Below are 23,145 nucleotides of genomic sequence, written 5' to 3'. Positions count from 1 at the left end.
CATGTTCGGCCTCCCGCGGCCCTGTTCTTACTTCGTTTTAGTTGTTATCCCCTTAGAAAGAAGCCGTTGGTCCGTTGTGCGCCGGAGGCGTGTTATTCAGATAATAAACGGTGCTGCTGGAGTAGCCCCAAACCATCCACAGGATCAAGTATACCGGCGCCAGGAAAATGGCGAACAGCACATAAGCCCCGTTTTTGCCGAAGGCGTTAAGCAGCTTGACCTGCCAGATGATCGCAAACACGACGTTCGCAATCGGCACCAGCAGGATCAAAACCCACCAAGCGCTTTGCTTGATCAGCTTCAATTGCAAGATGCTGTTTAAAATCGGAATGAACGCAAACCAGGCGATGTCGTCCCTTCCGGCCTTTTTCGCGAGCTGAAAGAATGCACCGCAAACGGCAAAATAAATTACCAAATAAATCAAGACCATAAAAGCTGCCATGTACTAAAAATACCCCCTAAATAAATATATAAAATTTCCAAGTTCAGGATTTGCCGAAATCCTTAGTTAAAAATGCACCTCTCCTAATTCGCGATTCATTTTGAAAATCCTTCTAAAAAATCCTCAATTTCGACATAAAAATACTTCCCGGGACTGATGTCTTTTTCTGCCTAACCTTTAATACCATATTTGCAGGCGCCGCTTTTATGCCCCAAAATTTGCGGAAACGTCAAAAAGACCCCCGGCGGTTTTGCCGCAGAGGGTCTTTTTCCTTATTTTTTTGAATCGCAAAACGATTATTTCGAAGCTGCGGCCGCAGCCTGCCGCTCAAACCACTTCACGAAATTGTTGATGACGGATTCGATGAAAATAACGGTCGCTTCGTCTTTGAGGTTTCCGTTATCGTCCATTTTCTCGTGCACGACGCCCACATACACTTCGTTGCCCGGGAGCAAAGGCGAGTTGACGCCCGGCGAAAACAAAATATCACGCAAATGCTGCTGCGCGCGAACCGTGCCGAGCAGCCCCATCGAAGCGCCCATGATGAAGGATGGTTTGCCGTTCAGAGCGCGGTCGCCGCGGGAAAGCCAGTCGATGACGTTTTTCAGCACGCCCGGGATGGAGTAGTTGTATTCCGGGGTTACCCACAGAACCGCGTCGGCAGCGGCCACTTTTTGTCTCAGTTCTTGAACGGGAGCAGGCGGATCGTTTTCGATATCCTGGTCATAAAAAGGAATGTCGCGGAGGTTCAAAATTTCAACGTCCATTTGTTCCTTGAATGTGTTTTTTACATACTCTGCAAGCTTACGGTTGTACGAGTCCTTGCGGATGCTGCCTACGAGCGCGATCACTTTCATGCTTCATTCCTCCAATTTGTGTGTCGTTAGTATGCTTCACAAGCCCGGGCCGCTATACCCGCCGCACGTTGTTGCGCACAATTCCGAGCAGCCGCCTGAGCTCCGAGGTTTCCTCTTCCGTCAACCCTTTGCTTAATATCTCCCGCGCCGCGATATGGATGGATTCGAGCGTTTGGCCAAGCTCCCTGCCTTGGTCCGTCAGGTAGACTTCAACCGATCTCCGGTCCTGGGAACCGCCGCTCCTGCGAATAAATCCTTTGTTTTCAAGACTGGCAATCATCCGGGCGATCCCGGATTTGTCCTTCCCAAGCTGTTCGGCGATTTGGTTCTGGGACAGCCCTTCCTCCTCCCGAAGAAGCGCAAGGACCAGATACTGTTCCGGCGCCAGCCGGTAAGGTGCCAGCTGTTTTTTTAAATATTGGGAGATTTCCAAATCCACGGTATGAATCAAAACCCCGATGTTGTCGAACACGTGGGAACCCACCGAATCACCTCATTAGTTGATATAGCAACAGTTGACTAATCAATTATCCTATGATTGGCCGGTCTTGTCAAATTCATCACGCAAAAATCCCCCTGCTACATTGTTCGCTCGCAAGGGGATTTTCATTCCGAGAGGGTTCGTCTAAGGTAAGGCCGTCTGCAGATGGTCCGTTAACCGGACGTATGGTGAACGATCGCCTGAATCATGGCGTCCCAATCGTCGGGGTGAAGCTCATGCCCGGCACCGGTAAGCGTCAGCAGCTTCGCATTCGGGATCGTTTCGGATAAATGCACCCCGTGGGCATACGGAATGATCGGATCGTCCGTGCCATGGATGACGAGCGCAGGCGCATCGATTTCCTGCGTTCTTTGCAGGTACGTTTCCCCGCCGGTCACAAATGCATGGTTCGACATGCTTGCCGGGTTGACGGCGCGTTTCACTTCCAATTCCGATAAAAACGCTATTTTTTGTTCGTCGAGCACTCGGCCGGGACCGCTGAGCACCCTCCATCTTGCCAGGGAAAAAGCGGCGGCCGCTTGCGCGTCGGACCAATCGACGTTTCCTTGCTCGGCGAAAAACCGCTCCACCTTCTCCTCCATCGGAGGCAGCCCCGGCGCGAAATTGGATGTCGCCAGCAGCGTCACGCTAAGCACCCGCTCCCGATGCCGCAGCGCAATGATTTGCGTCAGCAGGCCGCCCATCGACATGCCGACGATGTGGGCTTTTTCGATGCCGTACGCATCCAGGACTCCCATCGCATCGTCTGCCAGATCCTCGAACGTATACCCGGGATTTCCCGGCTCATAGGTCACCGAGCGGCCCGTGTCCCGGTTGTCGTAGCGGATGACGAACCTCCCTTGATCCGCGATGTTTCGGCAAAACGCATCCTCCCACCAAATCATCGATACGGTAGCTCCCATAATCAACAGCACGGCAGGGTCTTTCGGGTTTCCGAAGCTTTCCGTGCAAATGTCGACGCCGCGCGTCTGTATTAATCGTTCCGTCATTTCATATTCCTCCGTTTCCGTATTTGAACGAAATAAAAAACACAGGCTTTCGCCTGTGTCGGTTTGCAGTCATCGGAAAACGGAATGAAACACGGGATCCGGGCACTTCCAAAGGCATAAACAAACATTGCCTGTTCATGCGCAAGAAGCACGCTCGGTATAGAGGACGTTAAACGCTCGGTTCCTCATTCCTTATACCCATAATAAACAGGATATTCGTTATAACCCATCCTTGCCCGTCGAAATAGATCCGGTCGTCCAAGACCCGGCCTTTCGCATGTTGATCCTTTTCCGATGACTGCGCCAAAAAGCACAGACTTCAAGCAGATACTTATTCGCTTAAAGTGAAACCGGAAAAAAAATCAACACACGTATCCCTCCGTTCGTTTGAATTGCCTTTATCCTAACATAATCGTGGATGAAATACAATCATTTCCTGAAAATCCGTTTCCCTAGCTGCCGTTGCCGCTGATCAACACTTCGATATCGAGCTTGTTCAGCGCATCGATCCATTCCCGGGAGCAGCCGGGGTCCGTAACGATCATCGAAAATTGCTCGATCGGGGCAATTTGCGCAAAGGTCGTCACCCCGAATTTGGAATGATCCGCCACCAAAATGGCCTCTTCGGTCCGCTGCATCATTTTGCGCGACAACAACGCTTCTTCCAAGTTGTATTCGGTGATGCCGTCCGCCAGCGAAATGCCGCCGGCCGATATGAAGGCTTTATTCACTTTAAATTGATCCAGCAGCTGGTGGGCAATGGCCCCCGTCGACGCTTGGCAGCCCATGTTCACCTCGCCGCCGGCAAAAATGACTTTCCCTTGGAACCCGTCCAGCGCACAGGTCAATATCGTGACCGAGCTCGTAATGACGGTGACGTCGGCCCGGTCCTTCAGCTCCCGCATGATTTCGATCGTCGTCGTTCCGTTGTCGAGCAGAACGGTCTCCCCTTCTCCCACCAAAGAAGCCGCAAGCTTTCCGATCGCGCGTTTTTCGCTGCTGTGCATCTGGGATCTTTTAAGATACGTCGGTTCGATCCGTTCCGAACGGGTTTGAACCGCTCCCCCGTACACTTTCCGCAGCCGTCCTTCCTTTTCCAGCCGGTCCAGGTCGCGCCGGATCGTTTCGGTGGAAACGTTGAATATGCCGGCAAGCGCATGCACCTGAACTTTGCCTTTTGCGCCAAGCTCGGCAAGAATGGTTTCGCGCCGCTCCTCATAGGTTAGGGACATATCCGTTCCTCCTTACCAGAGCAATCCCAATTGCTTTTATGTGTTTTGATGTTGTTTTCCTCAGTTTATTCGGTCCGCTCGAACGTTGTCAAACGACAAAAGAACCTTGGTCTGCAAGAGCGGGGAAAAGTTCCACGGTTTTCCGAACCACGAACTCCCCTATTTTTATGGAAAATGCCGTACAATGAAAAAAAGAATTGACAACATTTTACGCGAGGCATACAATCAACACGAAAACAACAGATTTACGCATAAAACAACAACAATACAATGCGTATTTTTTACAAGGAGGAAACAAATCGATGAGCCGCCAATTATCCTTCCGGCCGGACGGAACCTTTACGATCGTTCAATTCACGGATCTTCATTGGAAAAACGGGGAACCCGAGGATCACCGCACCCGTGCCCTCATGGAGCTGACGTTGGACGCTGAAAAGCCGGATCTCGTCGTCTTTACCGGCGATGTCATCTATACCGGCCCCGTTTCTCCCGGATATACCGAATGCGAAAACCCGGAGCAGGCTTTCCGGGAAGCCGTCAGCGCCGTGGAAGAGCGGGGCATCCCGTGGGCCGTCGTTTTCGGCAATCATGACACCGAACAACGCATTACCCGGGAAGAGCTGATTCGGCTTGCCATGCAGCATAAGCATTCCGTCGCGGAGGCCGGTCCGAAAGAGATTGCCGGCGAAGGCAACTATACCGTCGAACTGCTGGATGCGCACGGAAAACCGGCGGCTAACCTTTATTTCCTCGATTCCGGCGATGTTTCCCCCCTGCCGCACGTTCCTTACTACAATTGGGTGAGACGGGACCAGATCAACTGGCTGGTACAGGAATCCCGGCGGCTGAATCCTGAGGCAAAGGCAGGCAAAGTGCCCGCGCTCGCCTTCTTCCACATCCCGGTTCCGGAATACCAGGAAGTGTGGGACACGCAGACGTGTTACGGGCATAAATACGAGCCGGTCTGCTGCGCTCCCGTCAATTCGGGATTGTTTACGGCTTTTCTTGAAATGGGCGACGTCATCGGAACGTTTTGCGGCCATGACCACGTCAACGATTATAACGGCACGCTGCATGGCATTCGCCTTTGTTACGGACGGGCGAGCGGATACAACACCTACGGCAGGGAAGGTTTCCCGCGCGGCGCGCGCGTGATCCGCCTGACGGCCGGAGAATCGGATTTTGCCACGTGGCTCCGCCTCGACGACGGATCGGTCGTCGCCGAGCAGCCGGTCCACCATCCGGATCAGGAACAAATTAAAGCATAAGGGGTCTTATCATCCATGGTATTTTCGATTTTGCTCGTTCTCGCTTCCGGCATGGCCCATGCCGTGTGGAGCATGTTTACGAAACGGAGCCTGAACAAAGGCGTTTTCCTTTGGTCGATCATGATGATCCCCTCCGTCATTTTGCTCCCGGTTTTGGTCGCCGAGCTGTGGCGGAATCCGCTGACTTGGGGCGGTTACGGCCTGCTGCTGCTATCCGTTGCACTGCAAGCCCTGTATTCCTGGCTGTTATCCAAAACCTACGAGCTTGGCGATTTGTCCCAAATCTATCCGATTATGCGGGGCACAAGCACGCTGCTGATTCCGATCATCGGCGTCCTTTTTCTCCATGAATCGCTTTCGGTGTACGGTTGGATCGGTATCGTCTGCATGCTCGGCGGCTTTTTCCTGCTCAGCGGACTCGGCGGCAAACGCGCCGAAGCCCGGCCGCACGGCTTAAAACCTTTTGCCCTCGCGCTGTGCGTCGGCTTGTGTACGACCAGCTACGTGTTCGTGGATAAATTGAACCTGGAGAACCTGTCCCCGCTGGCTTTGTCCGAAGCGACCAATATCGGCTTCGTCCTGGGGCTCACGCCGCTCGTCCTGGCCTCCCGCCAGCTCCGGCAGGAATGGCGCAAGAACCGTTCCACGATTTTGCTCGGCGCTATTCTGAACCCCGGCTCGTACCTGCTTTTCCTATTTGCGATGCAGCAGGCGCCGATGGCGCATATCAGTCCGCTGCGGGAGATCGGCACCGTCTTCGCGACCTTCCTCGGCATCCTGATTTTGAAGGAGCAGCAAGGACTAAAACGGATTGCCACGTCGATCGTCGTTTTTTGCGGCATTTTGCTGGTGGGCATGCTTGGGTGAACAAGAACAACCGCTTCCCGTCACGGGAGGCGGTTTATGCGTTTCATGGCCGAACATCGTTTCGCTATGGGCACATGGTACTATGGAACCGTCTTAAGGATACATAGTATGATAAGCTTATTGCTTGTCGCCTGATGTCAGCTAACACGGAATTGGATATACCGGATATTCAGGTTTAATGGGCGAAGCTTAAACGTCATGGGTTGGGGAAAGATGATGCATTTGAATGATCGGAATCTTTCAAGCTGACGTTTAACGCAGGAATGGGGGAGAGAACACTGGACACTAAAGAAATGCTTCAACAAGAGCAAGACTTCGGGTTTGCGCGGGTGTATTCGGTTGAACTCATGTATAAGGAGCAGCCGAAGCTCGATCGGGACCTGCTTTATGCCAACATGGAACGGCATACCGGGAAATTGGACCGCCCGGAATCGGAAAAACAGGCGGGGCTGGCCGTATGGGAGGCCAATGAAACAGCCGAGAAGGAACACCTTCACTTTTTCCATTTGAACTACATGGTTCCCTATGCGGAAGGAGAAATGCCCGCCCAAACGAGCCTGATGGAGATCGAAAGCCGTCCGGCTGCCGATTACGCCGCGGCGGTCCAGCAGGCCTGGCATTGGCATGAAGCGGAACCAACGGTGCAGGAATGCAAGCACTCGCTGCTGCTCGTCGACATGATGGCATCCGGCTTGGAGCCGAAATCCCGGCTTGAGCTGTTTACCGGAGCGCTGCGGGCGGTGCTCGAAACCGCTCCATGCGACGCGGTCTATTTCCGGGCAAGCGATAAGCTGGTCGAACCCCGTGCGTATCTGGCCTCCATTGAAGAGGGGGAAGGCTTGTACGGTGCGATGAACGTCCGTTTTTACAACGTGGAAGGTTCGGGAAGCGGGCGGCATGAAGCCTTGATGGATACCGTCGGGCTGGCGGCGCTCGGCATACCGGACGTGCAGTGCCATTTTTACGACCTGAACCCCGATGAAGTCGCCGGGATTTTGATGAACATCGGCTATTACCTGTTTAACCAGGGAGACGTCATCAGCGACGGGGAAACAATCGGGTTCACCGAGGACATGCGCTGGCGCTGCGAGCACCAATACGCGCTGGCCGCCCCGCACCGCGTCGTCATTGACCTGAATCCGGGCGAGCCGCATTACGCGGGAAGGCAAGGCGCGGCACCAACCGAATAAGGAACCGCGCGGCAAACGATACACGAAAAACCAGTCCCCCATCCGTTCGGGATGGAGACTGGTTTTTGCTGTTCCTCTCGGCGAAGCATCCTGCTGCCGCTTTGCGTTTTTTGATGCGCAGCATTTTTTTCGCACCTTGATTCGGGCATCGATCGGCTTAATACTTCGTCGTCGGTTCCTTGACTTTATCGAAGACGATAATGCCGTCGTATTGCTCCTTCGGCACAAACCTCATCGCCATCGGTTCGATGATTTCGGACGTCATGCCGTCCTCCGCGGCATAGATGGGCTTGAACATCCAGGCATTGTTTTTGTTCGGCGTTTGGTGCTTGGATAGATCGGCGAAGGCGATCTTATACCCGCTTCCCATCATCAGCTGCTCCAAGCTTCCCTTCGGCATCGGCTTGATCTGGAAAATCTTCTGCGTCGTAATCGTGCTGGCCCTGCCGCTGTTCATGTACAGGCCGATGACGTATTCCTTGTCCTTCAGCTTTTTGTGAAGCAGCTCTCCCATGCTCGTAAAGCTGTTGATCCATTCCCCCTGCTCTTTGACGCTCATTTTCGACGTGTTTTTCGCAAGATGGTCGTTATGCGCCCACAAAATCACTTTTTTCCCGGGGTACATCACTTTCGTTAACCACTCGACGTTGTCAGCCATGATCCGGTCCCTGAATTCGTAGCTTTCTTTCGTGTCGTACAATCCCATTTCGATGAACTTGATGCGGTCTTCCAGCGTTTTGACGGCGACGTCGACGATTCGCGGATTTTTCGGATAGGCGGCCGCAAGCTGTGTTTTGTTCTCTTTGATGAACTGGATCAATGCCTTGTATTGGGGTTCGTACTGATCCTTTACCTTTTGAATTTCCTGCTTGGCTTTCGGGTTGTTGCCGTTATCGAGGTTATATTCGTTTATGACTTTATAATAATCGGTCATCGCCTGCAGCTCGAATTGGAAATAATCCCGGCCCCGCTGCGGATCCACCTCGGCAATCCATTCCGCGATCCACTGCGTCAAATAGGCGGACGTGAACTGCATGTCGTAACCGGCAAGGTACAGCGGTTTGCCCTTGCTGCGCTGCTGTTTGATGTAATCGAACAACGCCAGCGTTTCTTTGGAATGCCAGACCGGAAAAATCGAGCGCTCCATCATTTCTTTGGACGAAAGCGTCCCTGCGTTTTCATAGGTCATAAAAGAATCGCCAAGCCCCGACTCAAAGGCAATGACGTCAAAACCGAGCTCTTCGTGCAAATATTTGATCAGCCTCGTTTTCATGCTGCTGTATTCCGCGACCCGGTGAAAGTTCTCGCCCAGGCTGACGACGGTTTTATCCTTTAATATCGGCTTTAGAAAAGCCAAATCTTTATAGTCCTCCGAGGTCAGGGATTTGATCTCCCGAATGTTCGCCTTCGTTCCCGCACCATGACCAGCGGCCGCGGACGTGCCAACCGGCGAAAGCGCCACGGCAATGGCCAGCCCCGCTGCGACCATGCCCGTCAATCGCTTGAATGTTTTCATTGTTTTTCCTCCCTTACAATGTTTTCGTTCACTCCATCATCGTAACGGGCGCTTCTAAAGAATTTATAAAGTCGGGTGGTGCGGGCGCTGTATTTTCAAACAAAAGTTACGGGAACGATCACATTGGAAAAACCTTATCGCGTCATAATTCGTATCGCAAATCAAAAATGGCATGGCCTGCTTCCGATCAGCCTTATTCTTCATGGATGCTTCCGAATAATCGATTCATCCTCTTCCATAAACGGCCAAGTCAAATATTCGGCAGGCAGCTTGCTGACCTCGTCGAGGCGGGCCAATTCGTCCGGCGTCAACTCGATGTCGCTGGCCGCAAGATTGTCTTGAAGCTGATCCGGCCGCTTCGCGCCGACGATGACGCTGGTCACCGCAGGCTGATGGAGCACCCAGGCCAAAGCGATCCGGGCAACGGTAGATTCCCGCTCTTTCGCCATTTCCTCCAGCACGTCGATGATGCGATAGGATTTGTCCAGGTCAACCGGCGGAAACATCATTTTGGTATGCCGATCGTCTCCGCTCCCCTGGCGGCTGCGGGAGTATTTGCCCGACAGGAATCCGCCCGCGAGCGGACTCCAGACCAATAGCCCCATGTTCTGATCCTTCAGGACGGGAATGATTTCCCTTTCGATTTCCCGGCCGGCCAGCGAGTAGTACAATTGGCTGCTCTTGAATTCATGAAGGCCAAGCTGCCGGGAAATGCCGCGCGTTTTCATCGTCTCCCACCCCGTCATATTGGAAGCGCCGATGTAGCGCACTTTGCCGCTGCGCACCAAATCGTCCAAGGCCCGCAGCGTATCCTCCCAATCGGTCAACTGGTCCGGATTGTGGATTTGATACAGGTCGATATAATCGGTCCCGAGGCGTTTCAGGCTCTCCTCCACTTGGCGCATGATATGAAGGCGGGATAGGCCGATATCGTTCGGGCCGCTTCCCGTACGTCCCCTCACCTTGGTGGCGATAATCACGTCCTGGCGTTTTTTGCCGAGCGCTTTGCCGAGGATCTCTTCGGATCGTCCGCCGGCATAAATATTCGACGTATCAAAAAAATTGACGCCCGCTTCCAGCGCCTGCCCGACGAGCACGGAAGCCTCCTTTTCGCCGAGCGAGCCGAAGACGCCCCATTGCTCCCCGCCGCCGAATGTCATGGCCCCCAGCCCGATCTCCGAAACCAGAACGCCCGTATTGCCAAGCAAGTTGTATTTCATCTTTATTCCCTCCAAAATTTGTTTTATATTGATGGAGACGGAGGCCAAAATCAAAAGACGCAAAAAAATAAGCGATTCATACAAAAAAAATTTTCCGATGGATAAAGGGGTGAACATATGACCCATCGCATGGAAACCAAAAGCCCGGCCGGCACGGCAGAATCAATCACGCCGGAACTGCTGTGGGAACAATATCACGGCCCGATTTCCGGCTACGTCAAACAAAAAACGAATCGACATCCGGATGCTGAAGATATTGTGCAAACGGTGTTTATGAAAGCCTATCGCCATTTGCCGCAGCTTCAGGACGAAACCAAACTCCGGGCTTGGCTGTTCCAAATTGCGCGCAACGCGATCGCGGACCATTTCCGCAAGGAAAAGCCGACCGACGAATTGCCTGAACATATGCCCGGTTCAGAGTTGGCAGCTCCCGAGGATTATTCGGAAGAAGCCATTGCCGGCATGAAGGGCGTATTTTGTTATTTGCCCGATAAATACCGGGAAGCCGTGGAGTTATCCGAACTGAAGGGAATGTCCCAAAAGGAGCTCAGCGAGCGCCTCGGCCTTTCTTATTCGGGCGCCAAATCCAGAGTCCAACGCGGCAGGGACATGGTCCGGGAATTGATGAACAGCTGCTGCGAGATCCAAACCGACCGTTACGGCAATATCATCGACTATCGCGTCATCCTCCCTCAGCCCGTCGTTTCGGGACGGGTTCGAAAACAGCCGGGCCGTTGCTGCCGGCCGTCATGAACAAACCAGACTCGAGGTTATGCCAAAACACGCCGTTAAACGGCGTATTTTTTTACGTCTCCTTTGGAGGATAATTTCCCCATCATGTCGAATGGAATAAGGATTTGTAAAACAAAATCGAATGCAAAAGAGGGGTTATGAACTTGAACTGGAAAAAGTCATTATTGGTCATGGCTTTAGGCGCCTTCGCGCTCGGCTTAAGCCCGGCCTTCGGGGCCCATGAAGCCTCTGCCGCCGGCGAAGAACAGCTTCAAATCAAAGACATCGCGGGCAAAAACACGTATTTGATGAGCGACGGTTCCATGTGGACGACCGTCACGCAGATTGAAGGAACGCGTGTCCTTCATACCAAAGGAAACATTGAGACCATTTCCGGGGATCTATACGACGGACTGGGAATCACGAAGGACGGGCGCCTGGTGGAATGGGACATGGGGCTGGCCCCCCATCCGGTGGAAGGCGCGGCGGGAGTCAAGCAGGTATCCGGCTCCTACTGGCTGAAGTCGGACGGAACGGTTTGGATCGGCAAAACGAAGCTGAAAAACCTCAGCCGCATCGTGCAAATCGCTTATGGGGAAAAAGATTTCGCGGCGCTGGCCCAAAACGGGGACCTATTATTCGAAGATTCGCGCAAGCAGGATACTTACAAAAAATTCGGTACCGTCGCCGATCCTTCCTCGGTCAAGTCCATGGCGGTGCACGACGACCGCGTCGCCCTGCTGTTCAACAGCGGCGAAGTCGTCCTGTACGAAGGCTCGAATTTTGACGACAACGGAAAAATCATTCCGGTCACCGTCGCGCAGGATGCGGTCCACATCACGTATGTATCTGCCGATCCCACCGACGTGCTTATCGTCACCCGGAAAGACGGATCCGTTTGGTTAACGGGGGAATATTCCAACCGCTGGAAACTTACGCATCAGGTTCAAGGCTTGAGCAATGTCGTAAAAACCGCGGTGGACGCCTATGCGGACAAGCTTTCCGAGGGCATTTACGCCCAACGCAGCGACGGAACATGGGTGTTCAGCAAGGATGACGAAATCAAACCGATCGATGTACCGACGGTCAAGGCGGTCTCCGTCTCGCTTTCCGACCGGGAGCCTTTCGTCGGCGATGCCGTCGAAGTTCATATCCAGGAAACGTATACGAACGGGGCCAAAATCAAAGTCCCGGTGAGCGAAGCCAAGCTCGAGATGGACAAGCCGTACCTGCTCAAGCAGCAGGCCGACGGCAAGCTCAAAACGGCGGGCGTGGGCCAAACGAAACTGACGGTGACATCGGGCGGCGTGTCCGCGAGCGTGACCGTATCCGCCAGTCTCCGCGATTCGTTGAAATTCGCCAAGCAGGTGAACGGCACCGTCTTCCTTCCGGTAAAGACCGTATCCAAAGCCTTGGGCGGAACCGCAACTCCTTCGGGCGACGGATGGAACGTGGCGTTCGGGGATGCTTCCCTGTCATTCAAAGTCGGCAGTTTAGCAGCGGAATTCGGAGGCAAGGACGTCCAGCTTAAAGCCGCTCCGTTTACCGAAAAAGGAGAAACGTACATCCCCGCTTCCTTGTTGGCCGATACGCTGGGAGCGAAGGTAGGCTGGGACTCGAAATGGAAACAGGCGGACATCAGCTTCGGCAGCGCCAAGATGACCGTCGTTTCAACGGAAACCGCGGGCCTGATCAAAAAAGCGATGCAGGGCAGCTTGGCCAAATTCATCGGAAAATCCTACTGGGTGAACGACTTCGAAGGCTGGGAGCGATTCTCGAAGGTGACCGTCGCCGACGTTCTTCCTACCGATACCGGAAGCTTCGTCATCGTCTTCAAAACGCCTGCGGGAAAAACGCTCAAAAGCGATTCCATGAGTTCTTCCGAAGTCATCAAGACGATGACCGATTCCAGTTACTTTTTGAATTACGATCCATACAAAAAATACAAATGGTCCGCCTCCGTCTGGAAGCAGATCAAAGCAGGAAACGTGGCGCTGGGCATGACCAAGGAGCAAGTTCTCCTTTCGTGGGGAGCGCCGATCGCCAAAGATATCCAAAAGGTACAAGGCAGCACCATTGAAACCTGGGGTTATGCAAGCTACGATTTCGTTTCCTTCCTGAACGGCAAGGTAACCCTGATCATTATGTAATCCCAGACTTGGTGCAAAAACTGAATGCTTATGCACGAAAAACCTCCAGGCTTTTTGCCTGGAGGTTTTTTTAGATTTGGCCTGAATGCACCCGAGCAGGACAAGCAGAAAAGATGGATCTCTATTAGCTGAACCCGTGCATGGCAAGTACATACGAAGGATTACTTCAATAGAAACTCCTTATTCTGAAAAATCCTTTGGGAAATATACAAACCGATAACCGAAGCAATCAATAGGATCACGGTACAGCGCAATTCGTCAAAGTTGGGTTGGGGAAAACACCACTGAAACGGATACAGTCCGAAAGTAAAAGCCCCGCGCGTCATATAAAGGAAAATGGAATATACTCCGATGATGATATAACAAACAATCGAGTTTTTGACGATCATCATGAGCAAAAAAGAAAGTGCTGCGAAGTATAGCACCGACAGAACCGGCAAACATATATCGCTAAGTAAAATTAGCTGATGACCGGGAAGCAACCGAATCACAAGAAATACAAACAATATGAAGAAAATAACTACATACAACAAGCTCATTCGTAAAACTCTCATGATTCCGCTATGAGTGGAGCTATAGGGAAGTGCCAGAATCGCTTCCTTCCCTTTCGTCTCCACAAAGTCTTGAAACAGACCGATGATCCAGACGCTTACCAATGGAATCGACAGTACGCCATAATCATGACGGATGTACTTCAGCATGTTTTGGTTATCACTATATCCAGAGTAATGGATTGTTACGTATGCAGCTGATATGAGCATCATGATGAATGGTAAATAAAATAACCCGCCCATATTGCGGATATCCAGACGTAAGGACGGCATTTTTACCTTTGATTCCATATCAAATATCCTTCCTCTAATGTGGGGCTTACAGGAATTGCTTCTCTGCTGGGGGACTCCTTCGCTAATACCCTTAATTCCACATGGTCCTCCGTCGTCGTCGAGCTGATGACATTAACCTTGGACTGCAGGTCGATAGCCTGTTCAGGACGGACTTTCCAAAGCCATACATGACCCGCTGCCTCTTGAGCCAGCTTGCTCAAAGAGTCGAACTGCGTTGCTATGCCTTTTTTGATTACGGCGACAGAAGAGCATGTAGCTTCGATATCTTCCACGATGTGAGTAGACAAGACGATAATACGTCCAGCAGCAACCTCCCTTAATACATTGCGGAATCGGATCCTTTCTTCCGGATCCAGCCCCGCTGTAGGCTCGTCCACAATGATGATTTCCGGGTTACCCAACAGCGCTTGGGCAATGCCCAGTCTCCGCTTCATGCCCCCTGAATAATGGCCTGTCTTTTTATGGGCTTCCGCTGTAAGATTAACCCTTTCCAGCAACGTTTCGATCTGGGCACGGCGCTGTTTTTTGTCGCGAAGCCCTTTCAGGACACCTATATAATCTAAACATTCATATCCTGAAATATTTTTAAACACATTAAAATTTTGCGGGAGATAGCCAAGTATATTTCTAACCCGTTCCGGTTGCTTCCCCCATTGGATATCTTTATACCTCATGCTGCCGGAATCAGGTGCGAGCAGAGTCGCCAGCACTCTCATGAAAGTCGTCTTTCCTGCACCGTTAGGACCCAGCAATCCAAATAACCCATGACCTATTTGCAAGGATACCGATTGCAGCGCTGCCGTCTTGCCAAAATGCTTGGATACATGATCTATCACTAATCGGTCCATGTTGCCCCTCCTAATACGAACGATCCATTAATGTTTTCCAGTCGCTGAAGTCTAATGTTCGGGCATCCGACAGTTGGTAAGCAGCTCTTACCAATCCTTTCAGTCCTTTCTCGCCTTGATGATTATAAAATTGAAGGATATCACGAGCCAAATAAGCCGTGGCCGGCGCTCGATCGCCTTGCCGCTCGATTTCCCGGACCTGATGTGACAGCGTCGTGCCTTTTTTATTCGGACTCTCCATATATTCAAGAATCATGCGGAAAATATACGAATTCTGCTCGTCGTTGATCCGATAACGATTAGACCAGAAAAATGCCTGAAACACCGACTCCATCCTTGCTATATTTTCAACCATATAGGGATTTCTCGTTATTAATTCATTCACAAACAGTTCATCCTCGCCAAGTTGCATATAGTAATTCGGGAAAAAGGAAAATGAAGGCACGACCATGATTTGTTTCGGCATATCCGGCGCCTTGATCCCAAGCAGGCTTGAAAGATGATTTTTGGTCTGCTCTACTTTCTCAATGGCTGAACCCACTTCATCTATACGATCAGGCGGGCCAACAATCTGATAGCCGCCGACGTTTTTGTCCATTAGCATCCCCGACAAAACCGTCGCTCCGGATGATTGCCCGGCAAATGTTCCGTCCGCTTGTTTGGGCAAATTGCTATAGGTACGCTCGTTAGCATGTATGGATATATGGAAAGAGGCTGGTTTGGACAGCGCAATATGATTATATTGCGGTTCATAAAATAAATTGAATTTTTCAGCAACGATCCATGTTCCAGGCACCGGGTACCAAGGAAAGGTGGAACTCATGAAAAAGGAAGTTTCGCTGATGGGATTGTTGGCTCCTGCCGATCCCTTGATGTGGAAAGATACCTCTCCTTCTACCTTCCCTTCAGGCCAATCCACGTACAACCAGTCGCCATCTCTTTTCCAGTGGGCAGGCTTCCCATCAACTTCGGCCTGTTTAACCTCTAAGTTATGATATAAAGTAAAACTTAGGCTTGTAAGGCTTGGGGCGACATGACTTACCCGCATTTGGGCGTTATAATTAATGAGGTTGAGCGTATGCTTTAGATCTAAATCGTAGCGGTCGACTTCGAAAGCAGGAGGACTGAATTCTGTTTTGCTGCGTTCATTGGCCGAATAATATTCCCCATCTTGGCTCAAATACAAGTCCATATAGTTGTTTAATGGCGCTTTGTATGCACTCAGCGGACTTTTCGGCTCAGAAACGAATATAGCAAAGATAATAAGACACCCTGCAATGGCTGCAGCCAACGTTCTTTTTTCTTTTAGTGAAGGCTCTCGTTCTTGCCTAATAAAAACCGAGGCGAATGCCAGAGTAAGACAAACCGCTAGAAATGCGGTTTTTTTCGCTATAAACGAATAGGCTAAATATAGTCCTTCAACCCCGTTATAGGCGCTTCCAAGATCCTGTTCCCCTTGATTTAACCATGACAATACATTTACCGGAATATATTGGCTGATTAGCATATTAAACGGGCTAATGGCAAACCAGATGAGAAGAACAAGCGGGAGCTTCCACCAGGATTGACCCAGCAGTTCCCCTATGGCAAATCCCAAGACTCCACATGAAAATAGGGTCAGCCCCCAGTACAGAAAGATGTATAGGATCACTTTATAAGCAAAATTCAAGTATTCGCTACCGCTGAACCAGATCATAAGCATGACTTCAATCGACGCTATGGCCATCAGAATAAAACAGATCGCGCCCCAGGCCAGCAATTTCGATAGATTTCTAAGTGCGCTGCCCGGTGCCGATGCTAAACACTCGGCCATGCCGGCCTCTTGTTCTCGTCTGGAGATGAGTATGCCAAAGAAAAGACCGAACAGCGCGGAGGCCATGCCAATATACCCTGAGGATTGCAGAAATTGCCCTGCCTGCATCAAATCGCTTAGAAAGTGATAATATCCGATAGGCAAATAAACCGTTAATAAAGCTATTGCAATCCATATCAATAACCCTCTTCGGTATTGTTTAAATTCCATGTTCATCATCGCAAATAAAGTCCGCATTATGAATCACCACTTGGTATGTCGTTATGTAATCAAATCGATCTGACCGAAAATTTTAGTGAAGAGGCTGCCAATGGGATGTTGACAGCCTCTTCACTATAAAAATTAATAATTTTGTATATATCCCCAACCCGTTGGTGCATTTAATTCCGGGCTCAGTTCGACATAGTATAAATCGGTGTCGGGAGTCATACCAATACTGGCGCTTTGGAGTGATGTTGTATTCGTTGTAAAATAAGATATGGAAGGGTCCGGCCAATAGGCTACAACTCTTTTTGCCGCAATTTTCATTCTTCCTCTCTGTACAGTAAGGTAGCCTCCATATTCCCCTTGGTCATTCCCATTAATATAACTACTTGAAGCTGTGGACGCACCGGTTTGTAACGTTGCATCTGCAAACTGATTAGAAGCGGCATGCGCTACTCCTCCCAAGAGGAGAGCACAAAAAGAAGTGGCTGCAATAAACTTTTTTTGAATGTTTTACCATCGTATTCATCCTCCCTGAAATATTTTACATGGTTCAATATTTTAGGAATTTATATATGACAGCTGGCCAGCTTATCATCATCTGAATGAACTCACTATGTACTATGCTCTAATGTCATGCAATCCGATAATAAATTAGCATAAATATACTTTTTATTTCTTTAATTTCATTTATTTAATTATAACACCTAAATATTGGTTATTTCTAGCTTTTTGTATAAAATCATACAAAATGCCCATTATTACAAGTGATAGAGAAACACCTTTTCGACATACACTGAAAAGAGCCTTTGCCGCGGCAACGGCAAAGACTCCAAGGACAAAAAGGCAGTAGAAACCCACGGCGGGCAAAGTTAATCTACTAAGCAAAACACACCGAAGGTGAATTGCGCCCCTACAATATCTAACATATTAGGAGTGCAGTTTTATTTAAAAACTCAACGTTAGGAGTGATTGTGTGTCTACTAAAATTCTTTTCTGAGGTATATAAAAACAGAAATGAAAAAGGAAAGGATGTACATGATAACACCAAATATGATGTATATAACCGGAGCAGATAAAGATGGATCAATACGAAAATATGGCAGTGGCCATTGTTCTATCAGATATCCAACCACTCCTTGTAATCCAATTGCAGCAAAAAGCCCCCCAATTGCACCTCCAATGACAATAGCATCCGATTTTTCCGGGCCAATCATATAGAGGAGCGGATAAGCTATCGCACCGGCAAAGAGAACGATAAAAGTCCCCAAAGAAACTATTTTGAATATATTATCCATTGGCGTATCTGAGATCAGATCATATATATAAAAGATGCCATACGATAACAAAGCTCCGACCATTGCCACAAAAAAATAGAAAAGGTAGTGGCTTTGTACAATATTGTTTCTAGTAACCGGTAGAGTAAGCACGTACTTATCATAACCAGACTTGCTTTCATATTTTATAATTTCAAGTGCAGGCATCGCCGTAAGCAAGATAATTAACATAGCAACAAAACGGTGCATCGAAGCATCTCCAAAATAAAACATGAGTCCAGACACCAATACCGCTATTCCTGCGTAAGCAAAAAAACTTCGATAAACAAGGTAATAATTTGTCAGTAATAGACCTGTCAATTATTTTTCACTCCTTGTTAATAAAACACTCATTTCCTCCATTGAGATGGTTTTAGCTGGAATTTCTTTTGGCAAGGCCTGTTTATCCGATATCAGTACACTGAAATAAGAACCACTGTTCTTTTTCGCTACAACTATATCTTTGTTGAGCAAGGTTAGTTTTTGCTCGTCAATATCTACAATAGCGTAACTTTCAAAAATTTTATCCTTCTCTTCGTTTAATAAAATTTCGCCATCTTTTATGAAGACAACATGACTGGCTATTTTCTCGACATCGCTCATAATATGAGAAGAAAGCAATATCCCCCCATTACTTGTACTCACAAAATTCTTTAATTCATCCAATAATTCTTCCCTTGATGAGGGATCAAGCCCTCCCGTCGCTTCATCTAGAATTAATAATTGTGCATGATGCGACAACGCCACAGCTACGGACAGCTTCATTGACATCCCGCGCGAGAGTTTATTTACTTTCAGATCTGTCGGTAAAGAGAATGCATGAACCAGCCGATAAAAATGGGCTTGATCCCAAGATTTAAACAGTTTTTCAAAAACTTTGTTCAGTTGCTTTATTGTAAGATGAGCCGGTAGATTCATAGCATCAAATACGACTCCGATTTTTTCCTTTAACTTGGCATGCTTATCTATATTTTCTTCGCCGAATATTTTAACCGTACCGCTATCTTTAGCAATTAATCCTAGTATCGCCTTGAATGTTGTCGATTTACCTGCCCCATTATCCCCAATGAAGGCAACAATTGATCCGGACGGCACATTGAACGTGACATCTTTTAAAACAACTTTATGACCAAATGATTTTCTTATGTTTTTAATTTCCAGAATGTGCGGCATCGTTTCACTCCTTTTATGAAGTGGTCTTACCTTGGAATCATCGTCGGAAGTGAGGTTATGCTATTCAAATAAAAAAATGACGAAGAACAGGAAATTCAGCTCAGTAATCATTGAAGCTAATCGTTGCTGTAATGAGCATTCTCTTTATATATGCGTGCTCCAAATCCCCCCCCTTTCTTGGGTGCTGCAAATACGTCCCTGGAACATTATGTAATTTATTACATTATATTTTCAATATTTATACAAAATTACAATAACTTAGTTGAGTAATAGAAGTCAATATGACGGCTGAAATTACGTAATTATTAAGTGCCCCCCTGGAACGGATCGGTTAAAACGTTCCGATGTCAATTCCAAGGGATGCACTGCATACATCGCCTCTTATTCAGTGAATAGGTTCAGCCCAATTTCAGAACAAATGTGTTTGGACCGGCCCTTTCAACCATAAAGCCTTACATATTCCGGGTATGCCCGAAGATGGATGTCCCTGGCTCGTCGCCGGGTTTCTTCCTTCACCTCCGGCATGCCTTCCGCTTCGACGTAATCGGCAAGGACGTCAATGACATCATCAAAAAGCTTTGCCCTAAAATAAAGCTCCATCCGCTCAAACATATCCGCCCCCGCTTCGCGAATGATGCGCTCCTTCCAGATCGGCTTCTCTTTTTCCTGTCGATACAACGGCCATAAAAATACCGAATAGTCCATAGCTGCATCCCCTGTTACCGTCAGGTCATCCCAGTCAATCATCCAGAAGCGATGCTGATCGTTTGACAAAATATTTTGCCAATTCAGGTCATTATGCACGACATCCGCCGCCTGGCGTTGGAAACAAGGCATCTGAAGCGCCATTTCCCTTAATGTCTCAATCTCAGCGCGAAACCAATCCAACGTGCGATCTTCGACAAAATCCAGCAGATGCCTCTCCGCGACAATCCCTTCCAAATCTTCCTCGAACCTTGTAATGTATTCCTCTGCAAATGCTTCGGCATATGTAAGGGCGGCCTGCCCATCCGCGAGCATCGTTTGGAGCTGCTCATCCTGGTGCAATTCCTTTAATGCCCGCAGCACCTTTCCGACGACAGGCAAAGGATCGGAAGCGGAGCTCAGCGGTTTTCCAGCAATGTATTCGAATGCCAAACCATAGCTGAATCCGGGCAAAACCGGTTCCGTCACCTCTTGGACAAGCCGGGGCGCATTGTAATGTTCCGTCAGGTGTTCGCTGATTTTTGCCCATTGTTGAAGATGCGAGGTGCGATCCTCCCGGGCGAATTTGACATGCCTCCATGTTTCCCCATCGGATAACCGGTAGGACTGGTTGACGAATCCTCCGGGGTTCCAAATATATTTCGCCTCGATGGTCGACCCTTTCAGCCCAAGCCGATGCGAATATTCCCTTGCCCATTCCCTAACCCGTTGTTCGGCTAATTGCAGATCCATTGGTTTTTTCCTCCCCTTTTTCCGAATTTATAAAATCATATCCAAATCGGAAGTCATATGGCAACTCTTGGACAAATAGGAAAAATAATAGTATCAAGGTTTAACCATGTGATGAAAGTCTTGCTTCCCGCCTAATCAGCATGGAATCAAGCAAACTTTTACGTTCGGTTTACGCAGGCTTGACGAAGGACAAACACGCATCCCTCATGATAGAAAGGACATCTTGGAGTTCATTTAAATAAAGGGAGACATGATGGCAATGATGAAAAAAACGGCGCTTCTGGGCGCTGCATTCTTTTTGACCGTATCGCCGCTGGGCGCTGCCATGGCCGAGGGCGCGGTTCCCCATAAAAATACGGCGGCTGTCCAGCATCCAGCGAAGCAGGGTGCTTTTACGGGAGCGACCGTCGAGAGAGCAAAAAACGGAGCCCTTACGATTCATTGGAAGACGTCGGCCGACCTTGGCCCGGTCAAAGTGTATTGGAGCACCAAACCCGACGGAGGCTGGAAAGAACTCGCGCGCACCTATTCTTCCTATGGCGGACTGCATACGCCCGACCCGAATCCGGGAAGCCGGGTATATTTTAAAATCAAAGGCGGCAACGGCTCCGAGATCAAAACCGCTGAACGTCTGCTCCCCCTTCAAGGCGCGACCAATTTCCGCGATCTTGGCGGTTACCGAACGACGGACGGCAAAACCGTCAAATGGGGCAAGCTGTTCCGTTCGGACGAGCTGGCCGGCTTGACCAAGGCCGACATTTCTTTTCTTCGGAAAAGCGGGCTGAAAACAATCATCGATTACCGTACCGACGATGAAGTGAAACAAAAACCGGATCCCGCCATCCAAGGCGCTACATATGTCCGGAATCCGGTTTTTGGGCAATCCGGCAGCGGAACCGATATTTTCGCTTATATGGCCGCAGGCGAATTTGACAAAATGGGCAAACCAGGCGACGTGCTGATCGCGGCAAACCGGGACATGGTGGACCACCCTGAAGCTTACGCGAAGCTTTTTGACATGATGCTGGACCCTGCCACGACCGCTTTCGTTCAGCATTGCACCGCCGGCAAAGACCGCACCGGACTCGGCTCGGCGCTTATGCTCCTCGCGCTTGGCGTTCCGAAGGAAACGGTCATGCAGGATTTTCTGCTCAGCAACCAATACCGCGCAGCGTACAACAAAGCAGCCGTCGATGCCATGGTGAAACAGTTCCAACTGAAGGACGACAACGCCATCGGGATCATCCAGGCGCTGATGGACGTTCGCCCGGAATACATGAACGCCGCTTTCGACGAAATGGCCAAAAAATACGGCTCCATCCAAGGCTTCTTGGAAAAGGGAATCGGTCTGAGCGCAGCCGAGCAGGCCAAGCTGAAAAAAATGTATCTCGAATAGGCTGGATTCGTGCCTGAAAGCTAAATTGGCATGAGCGGTTAAAGGACGGTTCTTGCAGCGTTTCGCCGCAGAGGAACCGTCCTATTTCTGTGTTTTTTTAATATTTAAGAATCGTGTAGGCAAGATGAACGCTATATTGGAAATGTAGCTTGGAACAGGATGCTCCCCTTTCTCCTCCATTTGTTTTTGGATCGTATGTTATACTTTTCTTAAAACAACCCTCGAGGAGCGTATTTCTATGGCCGAAGAAATTCATCTCGTCATCGCCAAGAACTTAAAGGACATCCGTGATCGCAAAAAACTAAGCCTGGATAAAGTATCCGAATTAACGGGAGTCAGCAAAACGATGATCGGACAAATCGAAAGAGGGGAATCGAGCCCGACCATCACGACCATTTGGAAAATAGCGACGGGTTTGAAGGTATCTTTTACTTCATTGATCCATGAGCCTCAGCCTGAAACCAAAATCGTCCTCCGGGATGAAATCAACGTATTGTCGGAAGACGACGGAAAATATAGAGTGTACCCCTGCTTTCCTTATCATGAGGATCAGCGGTTTGAGCTTTATTTTATCGAAATCGAACCAGACGGATACCATCACGCCGATCCGCATATTGAAGGCACGGAAGAATACGTCACCGTTTTTGACGGCGAAATGACCATCGAAGTCAACCAATCGAAGTTTACGATCAAACGCGGCGATTCGATCAGATTCAAAGCGAACCGATCCCATTCTTACCGTAATACCGGGGATTCCTTGGTACGGGCAAGCATGACGATATATTATCCTGAAACGCAGTAACCGTGTCACTGATAGTACGCTCTCGCTCAGTCTGGGTAACTGGAGGCAAAGACGGGTGCGGATACAGCTATCGATCATGCGTAAGGAGCAGGAGAAAAGCCTTGGCCTAAAGCCAAGGCCAGGCTGTCGAGAAAGTCTCGACAGCCTTCTTTATGTTCATTTAATTTATAACGACACCGCGTTAATGTTGTATAATATAAATAACTACTTATGAACGGGCGGTGTTTTGGATGCTTAGATCTAACCGGGAAAAACAACAAAGCTATGAATTCGTTTCGATTGAAGAGTTGGTTCCGCAGGATCATTTGCTGCGGAAAGTGGACAAGTATATCGACTTCTCCTTTAT

General features: G+C 49.4%; 20 protein-coding genes. 7 read left to right on the top strand and 13 right to left on the bottom strand.

All coding sequences use genetic code 11. The features are described from left to right. Positions 1–52: 52 nt before the first annotated feature. From AC27KL_RS25415 to AC27KL_RS25395, 5 genes are all read right to left on the bottom strand, one after another. A complete protein-coding gene (locus AC27KL_RS25415; RefSeq protein WP_487171542.1) occupies positions 53–442 on the bottom strand; it encodes a DUF5684 domain-containing protein in 390 nt (129 codons plus the stop codon). A gap of 296 nt (positions 443–738) precedes the next feature. Beyond that, the gene (locus AC27KL_RS25410; protein ID WP_487171541.1) at positions 739–1,299 is read right to left on the bottom strand and encodes an NADPH-dependent FMN reductase; all 561 of its coding nucleotides are present in this window, start codon (positions 1,297–1,299) and stop codon (positions 739–741) included. 52 nt (positions 1,300–1,351) lie between these two features. Further along, positions 1,352–1,783, bottom strand: coding sequence for a MarR family winged helix-turn-helix transcriptional regulator (locus AC27KL_RS25405; protein ID WP_036715011.1), 432 nt, complete (start codon positions 1,781–1,783; stop codon positions 1,352–1,354). Between the two features lie 170 nt (positions 1,784–1,953). After that, the gene (gene mle / locus AC27KL_RS25400; protein ID WP_487171540.1) at positions 1,954–2,790 is read right to left on the bottom strand and encodes an alpha/beta fold macrolide esterase; all 837 of its coding nucleotides are present in this window, start codon (positions 2,788–2,790) and stop codon (positions 1,954–1,956) included. 452 nt (positions 2,791–3,242) lie between these two features. Next, complete coding sequence (locus AC27KL_RS25395; protein WP_036715709.1) at positions 3,243–4,022, bottom strand: DeoR/GlpR family DNA-binding transcription regulator; 780 nt, start codon at positions 4,020–4,022, stop codon at positions 3,243–3,245. 302 nt (positions 4,023–4,324) lie between these two features. Between AC27KL_RS25395 and AC27KL_RS25390 the strand changes: the two genes are divergently transcribed. The 3 genes from AC27KL_RS25390 (at position 4,325) to AC27KL_RS25380 (ending at position 7,347) form a co-directional block, all read left to right on the top strand. Beyond that, positions 4,325–5,290, top strand: coding sequence for a metallophosphoesterase family protein (locus AC27KL_RS25390; RefSeq protein ID WP_487171539.1), 966 nt, complete (start codon positions 4,325–4,327; stop codon positions 5,288–5,290). Positions 5,291–5,305: 15 nt separating this feature from the next. Beyond that, on the top strand, positions 5,306–6,157 hold the full coding sequence (locus AC27KL_RS25385; RefSeq protein WP_036715711.1) for a GRP family sugar transporter: 852 nt from the start codon (positions 5,306–5,308) through the stop codon (positions 6,155–6,157). A 293-nt stretch (positions 6,158–6,450) separates the two neighbouring features. Continuing rightward, positions 6,451–7,347: a DUF4261 domain-containing protein gene (locus AC27KL_RS25380; RefSeq protein ID WP_487171538.1), complete on the top strand. Its 897-nt coding sequence runs from the start codon at positions 6,451–6,453 to the stop codon at positions 7,345–7,347. A 157-nt stretch (positions 7,348–7,504) separates the two neighbouring features. On the opposite strand, the gene AC27KL_RS25375 is transcribed toward AC27KL_RS25380, so the two are convergent. Together AC27KL_RS25375 and AC27KL_RS25370 are read right to left on the bottom strand one after the other, a co-directional pair. Beyond that, complete coding sequence (locus tag AC27KL_RS25375; RefSeq protein ID WP_487171537.1) at positions 7,505–8,863, bottom strand: erythromycin esterase family protein; 1,359 nt, start codon at positions 8,861–8,863, stop codon at positions 7,505–7,507. Positions 8,864–9,063: 200 nt separating this feature from the next. Beyond that, positions 9,064–10,083, bottom strand: coding sequence for an aldo/keto reductase (locus AC27KL_RS25370; RefSeq protein ID WP_487171536.1), 1,020 nt, complete (start codon positions 10,081–10,083; stop codon positions 9,064–9,066). A gap of 117 nt (positions 10,084–10,200) precedes the next feature. On the opposite strand from AC27KL_RS25370, the gene sigZ reads away from it, so the two are divergent. Further along, the gene (gene sigZ, locus AC27KL_RS25365) at positions 10,201–10,836 is read left to right on the top strand and encodes an RNA polymerase sigma factor SigZ (protein ID WP_487171535.1); all 636 of its coding nucleotides are present in this window, start codon (positions 10,201–10,203) and stop codon (positions 10,834–10,836) included. Positions 10,837–10,979: 143 nt separating this feature from the next. Then, positions 10,980–12,965 carry a copper amine oxidase N-terminal domain-containing protein gene (locus tag AC27KL_RS25360; protein WP_487171534.1) on the top strand — a complete coding sequence of 662 codons (1,986 nt, stop codon included), beginning with the start codon at positions 10,980–10,982 and terminating at the stop codon, positions 12,963–12,965. 161 nt (positions 12,966–13,126) lie between these two features. Here the strand turns inward: AC27KL_RS25360 and AC27KL_RS25355 are convergent, their stop codons facing one another. The 6 genes from AC27KL_RS25355 to AC27KL_RS25330 all read right to left on the bottom strand — a co-directional run bounded on the left by AC27KL_RS25355 (position 13,127) and on the right by AC27KL_RS25330 (position 20,601). Continuing rightward, positions 13,127–13,807 carry a hypothetical protein gene (locus AC27KL_RS25355; protein ID WP_487171533.1) on the bottom strand — a complete coding sequence of 227 codons (681 nt, stop codon included), beginning with the start codon at positions 13,805–13,807 and terminating at the stop codon, positions 13,127–13,129. Next, on the bottom strand, positions 13,792–14,658 hold the full coding sequence (locus tag AC27KL_RS25350) for an ABC transporter ATP-binding protein (RefSeq protein ID WP_487171532.1): 867 nt from the start codon (positions 14,656–14,658) through the stop codon (positions 13,792–13,794). The genes AC27KL_RS25355 and AC27KL_RS25350 overlap by 16 nt, the downstream gene beginning before the upstream one ends. Before the next feature lie 10 nt (positions 14,659–14,668). Further along, entirely contained in the window at positions 14,669–16,681 is a 2,013-nt protein-coding gene (locus AC27KL_RS25345) for an ABC transporter permease (RefSeq protein ID WP_487171531.1), read from the bottom strand. A gap of 977 nt (positions 16,682–17,658) precedes the next feature. Next, positions 17,659–18,312: an ABC-2 transporter permease gene (locus AC27KL_RS25340; RefSeq protein WP_487171530.1), complete on the bottom strand. Its 654-nt coding sequence runs from the start codon at positions 18,310–18,312 to the stop codon at positions 17,659–17,661. Then, a complete protein-coding gene (locus AC27KL_RS25335; RefSeq protein ID WP_487171529.1) occupies positions 18,313–19,164 on the bottom strand; it encodes an ABC transporter ATP-binding protein in 852 nt (283 codons plus the stop codon). A gap of 438 nt (positions 19,165–19,602) precedes the next feature. Beyond that, positions 19,603–20,601, bottom strand: a complete 999-nt coding sequence (locus AC27KL_RS25330) for an aminoglycoside phosphotransferase family protein (protein ID WP_487171528.1) — start codon at positions 20,599–20,601, stop codon at positions 19,603–19,605. A 259-nt stretch (positions 20,602–20,860) separates the two neighbouring features. On the opposite strand from AC27KL_RS25330, the gene AC27KL_RS25325 reads away from it, so the two are divergent. Further along, positions 20,861–21,997: a tyrosine-protein phosphatase gene (locus tag AC27KL_RS25325; protein ID WP_487171527.1), complete on the top strand. Its 1,137-nt coding sequence runs from the start codon at positions 20,861–20,863 to the stop codon at positions 21,995–21,997. A 238-nt stretch (positions 21,998–22,235) separates the two neighbouring features. After that, entirely contained in the window at positions 22,236–22,799 is a 564-nt protein-coding gene (locus AC27KL_RS25320) for a helix-turn-helix domain-containing protein (protein WP_487171526.1), read from the top strand. The last annotated feature ends 346 nt before the right edge of the window (positions 22,800–23,145 follow it).

It is taken from the genome of Paenibacillus sp. YAE3 (genome assembly GCF_057546105.1).
The sequence above is the reverse complement of the archived record's forward strand: the minus strand, read 5'-3'. Positions and strand labels throughout refer to the sequence as shown.